The organism is Acinetobacter sp. UBA6526, from assembly GCF_002434875.1.
GTDB lineage: Bacteria > Pseudomonadota > Gammaproteobacteria > Pseudomonadales > Moraxellaceae > Acinetobacter > Acinetobacter venetianus.
In genome coordinates this window covers 1-7,945 of record NZ_DJLC01000008.1, presented here as the reverse complement: position 1 = coordinate 7,945, position 7,945 = coordinate 1, and the positions used below count along the sequence as shown (strand labels likewise).

At 41.3% G+C, this 7,945-nt stretch carries 9 protein-coding genes; 2 read left to right on the top strand and 7 right to left on the bottom strand.

From position 1 onward, the window contains the following. The 5 genes from B4237_RS00485 to B4237_RS00465 form a co-directional block, all read right to left on the bottom strand. Nucleotides 1–593, bottom strand: a 593-nt coding sequence (locus B4237_RS00485) for an alcohol dehydrogenase catalytic domain-containing protein (RefSeq protein WP_286940771.1), incomplete at its 3' end; no start/stop codon positions are given. 18 nt (nt 594–611) lie between these two features. Further along, a complete protein-coding gene (locus tag B4237_RS00480; protein ID WP_286940769.1) occupies nt 612–1,694 on the bottom strand; it encodes a flavin monoamine oxidase family protein in 1,083 nt (360 codons plus the stop codon). Continuing rightward, nucleotides 1,691–2,374 carry a cupin domain-containing protein gene (locus B4237_RS00475; protein ID WP_286940767.1) on the bottom strand — a complete coding sequence of 228 codons (684 nt, stop codon included), beginning with the start codon at nt 2,372–2,374 and terminating at the stop codon, nt 1,691–1,693. Before B4237_RS00475 ends, B4237_RS00480 begins: the two co-directional genes overlap by 4 nt. A 77-nt stretch (nt 2,375–2,451) precedes the next feature. Beyond that, the gene (locus tag B4237_RS00470; RefSeq protein WP_046739503.1) at nt 2,452–2,793 is read right to left on the bottom strand and encodes a carboxymuconolactone decarboxylase family protein; all 342 of its coding nucleotides are present in this window, start codon (nt 2,791–2,793) and stop codon (nt 2,452–2,454) included. Between the two features lie 98 nt (nt 2,794–2,891). Next, a complete protein-coding gene (locus B4237_RS00465; RefSeq protein ID WP_286940766.1) occupies nt 2,892–3,662 on the bottom strand; it encodes an SDR family NAD(P)-dependent oxidoreductase in 771 nt (256 codons plus the stop codon). A gap of 140 nt (nt 3,663–3,802) precedes the next feature. Here B4237_RS00465 and gcvA point away from each other — a divergent pair, with 140 nt between their 5' ends. Beyond that, nucleotides 3,803–4,723, top strand: coding sequence for a transcriptional regulator GcvA (gcvA, locus tag B4237_RS00460; RefSeq protein WP_286940765.1), 921 nt, complete (start codon nt 3,803–3,805; stop codon nt 4,721–4,723). Here gcvA and B4237_RS00455 read toward each other — a convergent pair. Next, nucleotides 4,694–6,076, bottom strand: a complete 1,383-nt coding sequence (locus B4237_RS00455; protein WP_286940764.1) for an ATP-binding protein — start codon at nt 6,074–6,076, stop codon at nt 4,694–4,696. The genes gcvA and B4237_RS00455 overlap by 30 nt on opposite strands. Further along, complete coding sequence (locus B4237_RS00450; protein WP_286940763.1) at nt 6,073–6,744, bottom strand: response regulator; 672 nt, start codon at nt 6,742–6,744, stop codon at nt 6,073–6,075. Before B4237_RS00450 ends, B4237_RS00455 begins: the two co-directional genes overlap by 4 nt. Nucleotides 6,745–6,853: 109 nt before the next feature. Between B4237_RS00450 and B4237_RS00445 the strand changes: the two genes are divergently transcribed. Next, nucleotides 6,854–7,945: protein-disulfide reductase DsbD domain-containing protein (locus tag B4237_RS00445; protein ID WP_286940762.1), on the top strand; the 1,092-nt coding region annotated here is incomplete at its 3' end.

Genomic DNA, 7,945 nt, shown 5'->3' with positions numbered 1-7,945 from the left:
CGACCAATGGCGACCACTTTAAAACCCATACGTTTCGCATATTGAATCGCCAGATGACCTAAACCACCGATTCCCAGAATTGCAACCAAGTCGCCAGCTTGTGCCCCTGATTTTTTTAGGGCATTAAAAGTGGCAATCCCAGCACACAACAAAGGTGCAGCTTCAACTGAACTTAGTTCATCAGGAATAGCTACTAAACCTGTTTCTTTGGCAAGCATCATTTCTGCATAACCACCATCATGGTTACTTCCCATAACTGGCTGGTTGTTGCAGAGATTAAATAAGCCCTGACGACATTCAGCACAGTGATTACAATGCCCACCTAGGCGACTGACTCCAACTCGCTGACCAATTTCCCAATAGGATGAGGAATTCGCAATAGCAACAATCCGCCCGACCACTTCATGGCCTGGTACACGGGGATATTGAAAATCAGGATTGCTACTTTCGACTGTGGTTGCATCTGCACCACAAATACCGCAGGCTTCCACAGCAATCAGTACTTCACCTGCCTGTGGCGTGGGAATATTTCGTTCAACCATTTCCAGTTTGCCAAACTGGCTCACCTGTACGGCTTTATAGGTCTTTTGCATAAATGTTCCTATTGGATTTTATAAGAGTTGTTGAATACGCTGAACACCTACCTGAGCAGCATCTATCGCCCCTGCCAAATAACCTGAATAATGCTGTGACCATTCACTGGCAATTCCAATGATACGGTTATGCCAAATCTGGTCATTCGGGGTATTTTCAGGTGCTACTCCATGAGAGACAGCAGGGTTTTTCCAGTCTTCTTCGGTGGCTGTAAAATTGTCTGCTGACCAGTCTTTGATATATTCATATTCGGGCGTTGCAGCTTCTGAACCAAACAGACGAACCAGTTGTGCCCGACAATGTGCCATCAAGTCTGCTTCACTGACTTTTTGGCGAACGTTTGCAGGAATACCGAGAAAACCAAATAATGCAGCATGACCACTGGACGTAGACGCATCGTGAATTTCACCCATAGGGCCAACATGGCTACTGGCTTGACCAGACAAGCCTTGTTTTCTCCAAAAAGCTTCAGGATAAACCGCAACATACTTGGCATGAGGGGCCATCCATGTTGCAGTGTGTTTCCACTGGTTCCGTAGTGCAGTGGGCAAGGCTGGAGTGAATACAATGTGTTGAGCAGTCAGGCGAGGGGCAAGTGCAATGAGGACATAATCTGCTTTAATAATTGTTTCTTCACCTGTCTGATTCTGGGTGGTTAAATGAAGGGGTACTTGTTCTTGTTGAGTAATATGAGTGACCTGTTGTTGAGTCAGAATTTTTTGTGCAGGAATTTGTTGGGCTAAGCCATGAATCAGGCTGCTCATTCCCCCCTCAAGGCGAATCGAGGGTGTCGATGCCCAAGGACTTGATAACTGTACAGGGGGGATGCCTCTTTGCTTTTCAAAGACCAACTTTCCCTTTTCAAACTGTTCGGAAAATGGCAATCCCAGTTGATGTACCAGTTGCATCAGATCAGGATTGAGTTCGGGCCAGATCCATGTTGCGCCTAAATCAAATCCTTGCTCTGAATAGACACGGCCACCTAAACGATCTCTTGCTTCAAGCACAACATAGTCTGTGATTTTGGCTTGTTCCAGTAAATAGGCAGCATATAAACCACTTAAACCTGCACCAATAATGGCAATCTTGGCCTGTATCATGTTTGTTGCTCCATAAAGTTTTGGGCAGATAGAAGATGGCCTGTTTTTACATACAGCATTGCACCTATTTCACTTGCATAAAAACTATGGCTACTTTGGATGGGTAAACGAATCCATGAACCTGTGGGATAACACTCCCCATTTGCAATCAATTCACCTTGTACAATCAAAAGCTCCATCCCATTTAAACTGTGTTCATCAAAGCTTTGGTGTGGTTTAAGTTTTTCAAGATAAGTATGTTCTTCATGGGAAAGGTATAAGGGACAAATCAGACGCTGACCAAGTGTTTGCCAGTTTTTGGAATCCTGAGTATTAATACGTACAGTCTCAGTATTAGTCTTGGACATTTGCATGAGTTTGACAAAAATTAATGTCCCACCCTCACTGGATGGAGTATGTTTTGAACCATCTGGATTGCGTAAATACCAGCCTGCTGGATAATGCTGATCACCATTTTCAGTAAAAGTTCCCGAAAGCACCAAAATTTCTTCACCCAATGGATGTTGATGCTCTGGAAAAATAGTCTGTGGTGCATAACGAACCAGACTGGTGGCACGGGCAGTTTCGTTTCCAACTCGATCCAGCATAACTCGTTCAACTTCACCACGAGGAGACTTGACCCATTGATAATCGTTGGGTTTAACCACAGCCATTCGGGAAAAATCAGCGTTAATCAACATGCTTTATCTCATCCATTCAAAAAGGCAAATATCCTATTGACCTAATGCAGATCAATAGGAGGAAGAATTTAAAAAAGTTATTGCTGACTTACGCTATCTACCGCTTCTAAAACACGGGCTGAATAAGTCAGGGCTGCACCAGCATTTAATGCAATTGCTACGGATAGAGCTTCTGCAATTTCCTCACGGCTTACACCTAGTTCAATCGCTTTTTTAGAATGAACGGCAATACATCCATCACAGCGTGTTGTCACAGCAACTGCCAGAGCAATCAACTCATGGGTTTTGGCATCTAGTTTGCCAATTTTGCTTGTACCAGCTTCCATTGAGGAGAGGCCACGCATAGTGTCTGGTGCTAATTTTGCATAATCAGCCACATGCTTAAGCAGAGAATCACGGTAGTTATTCCAGTCTTGCATATTAAAATCTCTTTTTGCTTAATTAAGTTAAACAATTGTGCTACCTCACAATAATTTCATGGTGGTAGCACTTGTTTTAGCATTGTTGGAAAGACACCTTAATGTCCTGCCATGACTCCACCATCAACAGGTAGAATTGTTCCTGTAATCCATGCTGCATTGGTTGAAGCAAGGAATAAAATCGCTTCTGCAACATCGGCAGGCTGACCATTACGACCTAATGGATGGAACGAGTTAAAAGATGGAAGTGCTTCTTTCACTTGATCATCTGACATAAAGGTGTTGTACACAGGTGTTTCAACTACAGCGGGAGCAACGGTATTAATACGGATATTCGCCTCTGCAAGTTCAATTGCTAAGTTATGAGTCAATGCATGTACACCAGCATTCGCAGCAGAATAGGCAGAAGATGGAGTTGCTTTAACTGCCTGTAATGCCCATAACGAACCTGTTTGAACAATTGCACCGCCACCACGTAACTGCATGGCTTTAGCAGCAGCCTGAGCCATAAAGAACTTGCCTTTTAAGATGATGTCCAGAAACCCGTCATATTCTGATTCGGTGACTTCTAAAAATGGTTTAGGTGCAAAAATGCCAGCATTATTAATTAGGATATCAACCCCACCGAATTCTGCGGTGGTGAAATCAACAAGTTGTTGTGAAGTTGCTGGGGATGCAATGTCCGCAGCAAAATAACGGATATGCCCACCTGTGACATCAATATCCTGAGCAGCCTGTTTTAACTTATCTTCATTACGTCCAGTAATGACAACATTTGCACCCTCTTTTACCAAGCGAGTGGCAACCTCTTTACCAATACCTGAACCACCACCTGTTACAATCGCTACTTTCAAAGAAAATCTATTCATGACTATACTATCCTCTATCAGTTTTGAGTTTTGCCCTGACATATCTGTTCTGTATGTCATTTGCATGGATTGATTTTATGATTCATATCTTATATAAACAAACGAGATAATCTTGTAATGATTGATAGAAAATCTTTAGAATGAAAACTCCTGTATATCTCAACGCATTAAGAGCCTTTGAGGCCAGTGCCAGACATCAAAGTTTTTCTGGGGCTGCTGATGAACTGAATGTTACCCCTGCGGCAGTGGGACAATTGGTTAAAAGTCTGGAGGAATATCTGGGCATGACTTTGTTTCAGCGGAGTACAGGAGGTAAAGCCAGACTGGTAGCAACTGAAGCGGCTTTGTTGGCATTACCTGATATTCGTGCAGGATTCGACAGGCTGATACTTGGATTGGAAAAATTACAGGCTCAAACCTCAACAGGAGTTTTAACCGTTGCCATCAGTCCTGCCTTTGCAGCGAAATGGCTGTTACCAAGAATTGATAGCTTTCAACAGGCCTATCCTGAGATAGATATTCGATTGGATACCAATTTAAAGCCTGTGGATTTTGGTCGTCATGGTATTGATATTGCGGTGCGATATGGGCAAGGCAACTGGTCAGGATTGGTTGCAGAGAAGTTAATGGATGAAGAGGTATTTCCAGTCTGTTCACCAATGTTTTATCAGAAGTATCAGCAACAATTACAAGACCCTAAGAATTTATTAAATCTACCGTTAATCCATGATTTAACAATGGATTCCCATTCAGGGTTTACCACTTGGGATACATGGTTACAGTACAACCAGATTAGCAATGAACCCACTCAACGAGGTTTAAAAATCAATAATTCTGCTGCGGTATTACAGGCAGCTATAGACGGACATGGAGTGGCATTGGCCAGAAGTGTCATGGCAGCAGATGATTTAAAAACGGGGCGTTTACTTCGTTTATATCCAGAAATGAAATGCTCTTCCACATTAGCTTATTACATGGTGTATCGGGAAGAATGCCACAATATGCCGAAACTTCAGGTTTTTCGGAGTTGGTTATTTGACCAAGCTCAAACTGGATATTGAAGTAATAGTGACTTTCAACCCATGAGGTGAATGATGTGAAAATTGTATTGAAAAACCATGCTTTTCTAGTAGCAATTTGACTAAAGATAAGCCCAGACCATACCCAGCATTTTGTGAAGATTTACGCCAGAACCGTTGTGTTAGTAAACCGAGTTCAGCATCACTCAAACCATGACCTGTATCCGCAACCACCAAATGCTCTTTGTCCATATACACTTGAATTGGGGTTGTAGTTTGTGCATGTAAATAGGCATTTTCAATTAGGTTTTTAAGTACAATTGTCAAAGTGGCGTAGGATAGATTGATTAAAGAGAGACTTTTCCAGTCAATATTGAGATGTTTTGACAGATTAGGATATTTCTGCTCAAGTTCAGAAATGATATGTTGCAGAGCTTGGGCAACGTCTGTGGATTCCATTGAGATATGTTGAGGTTGTATTTCTGTTTTGCTCAGTAATAGTAGTTGTTCCAGTAACTGCTCATAACGCTGAATACTTGTTTCTGCCTGTTTGAGATTGAAGTCAATTTTGCCTTGTGTTTGTCCTGTCTGGCTCAGTATAAGCTGGCTAAGTTGAACATGTGTCTTAATTGCGGTGAGTGGACTACGTAATTCATGCGCTGCAAAGGCACTAAAGCTTTTTTCATTTTCAAGACTTTGGTGCAGGTCATATATTAATTGCAGTAAACTATCAACAAAGGGTTGAATTTCTTTAGGAATATTCTGAGTTTTTAATTCTAGTAAATAGGTCGATGCATCAGATAAATGCTGTTTCTTGTAGCTTAGGTGTCGAGCAATCTGGTCTAAAGGTTGAAACTCAACCCGAATAATCCATAAAATTAAAAAAATACATAAAATCAAGGTAATGATTAGAGGGATCAATACTGATTGTAAAATCTGTTTAAGTAAGGAATAGCGTAACTGCAACCTTTCCGCAGCAACCACCTGTATCTGTCCTTTTTGTAAGACATAACTACGCCATTCCACCTCATTTTCTGACCATGTACTCAACCCTATTTTTCGTGTGGCTAGACTCTCAGGTGAACCTTGTGTTTTGGCAATCACCTGATGATTGGCGGAAACATTGGAACTGAATAATGATACCTGACAGGCAATCAGATTTGGGGTGCTATGGTCTTGTTGTACTGCATTAACAGTATTGGCAATTTCATCAACAGGGAGTTGCTGAATTAAACGGGCAACCATATGGGCAGAAGCGGATAGGCGTTCATCCAGTGTATTTTGTAGGTGTTTTTCCAGTTCAAAATAAAGCCAGCAAAATACCAAAGACCACAAGATAACAAAGACTGCCAGAATGGTAGAAACCAGTCGCCATTTTAAACTATAACTTTTCATGTGCTTTGCTCTGGCACTTTGAACATATAGCCCACGCCCCGAACCGTCTGAATCATATCAGGATGAATCTTTTGTCTAAGGTGATGGATATGTACATTTAGTGCATTGCTTTCAATACTGTCCTGATAGCCATAAATTTTATCAATCAGTTGTTCTGTTTTTAATACTTGATTGGGATAAAGCATAAAGACTTCCAGCAAACTGTATTCTCGTCTGGATAAAGTGAGGAGTTGTCCTTGATAATGTGCCTGTTGAGTGTTCTGATGGATCTCTAACGCACCCATATGTAGCACATTTGAGGAATATCCCCGATTCCGTCTAGCTAACGCATGGACTCTGGCAATCAGTTCCTTTAAGTCAAAGGGTTTTGTGAGATAGTCATCTGCCCCGATATTTAAGGCATCTACACATTGCTGGGTTTGATTACGTGCTGTAAGTACCAGAACAGGTACATGAATTTGATCTTTACGCCATGTATTTAATAAATCAAGGCCATCTTGATCAGGCAAACCCAAATCCAGTAAACATAAATCAACCGCACTGTTGCGAATAAAATAATCCGCAGCTTTAGCAGTATCGACATGCTCAACTGAAACATTCAGGTAATCCAGTGCAGCAACAATGCTTTGGGCAATATAGGGATCATCTTCAACAAGTACGACAAACATGGTATTTCCTCATCTAACCCACCTATTTTACAAACGAAAACAGCCCTTAATGTTCTGTTAATTTTGCACCCTTGATAATGCCCTGAATGTTAAGTTTAGATAAGCTCGTATGTTGATTAAACCATTTATAGCGATTGTATTGGGCATAGCCACAGCATCGATATATGCAAATCAGGATTTTTTACCACCAGAACAGGCCTTTAAATTTCAGGCAAGTTCTCTATCTGAAAAAACAGCCGAGTTAAAATGGGATATTGCCCCTCATTATTATTTATATCATGACCAGTTTAAGGTAAGTCTAGATCAGCAGGATCAGTCTTTAAACTTACCCAAAGGGCAAGAAAAAGATGATCCAACTTTTGGTGTAACCAATGTGCATTACAAACAGGTGCTGACTCAACTGGATGTAAAACCAAACAGCCAATATACAGTCAGTTGGCAAGGCTGTTCGGAAGATGGCCTATGTTATCCCGTACAACGTACCACAATCACGACTGATGCAGCAGGACTGCTTCCACAACAAAATTCAGAAACAAAGTTCTCTAATCTTGCAGCTTTAGTCACTCAAAAAAATACGTCAGAAGTAGTACCAGAATCTGAAGTCAAAACTGTTCAGGAGAAATCGAATCCTGAAATTTCCTCGACCTTACAGGAGGATGAGTTAGCTACACCTGCTAATGATAAGGTACAAGGACAGATTCAAACACAACCACAAAAAGCGTCACTAAATGATGACTGGAATAATGATCAATTTTTTTTAAACCTTTTATCCAATCAAAGTGTCGTTTTTAATATCATCCTATTTTTAGGGCTAGGTATTTTACTTGCCTTTTTACCTTGCTCACTACCTTTGATTCCTATTCTTTCAGGTATTTTAGTGCAGCGTAATAAAGGCTATAAAGCCGCCATCATCGCATTGACCTTTGTACTGAGTATGGCAATGGTCTATGGACTGATGGGGATTGTGGTTTCACAAATTGGTTATGGTATTCAACGCTGGTTTCAAAATCCTGTATTCATTGGCTTATTTGCCCTGATGTTTATTGTATTTGCGTTGAATTTATTTGGTTTATATCAACTGTCCTTACCACAGGGTTTATTACAGCGTTTAGATCAGATACAGCAACGCCAAAAAGGTGGAACACTGCTAGGTGCTGGAATTATGGGGGCAGTTTCAGCCCTGATCGTTGGCCCGTGTATG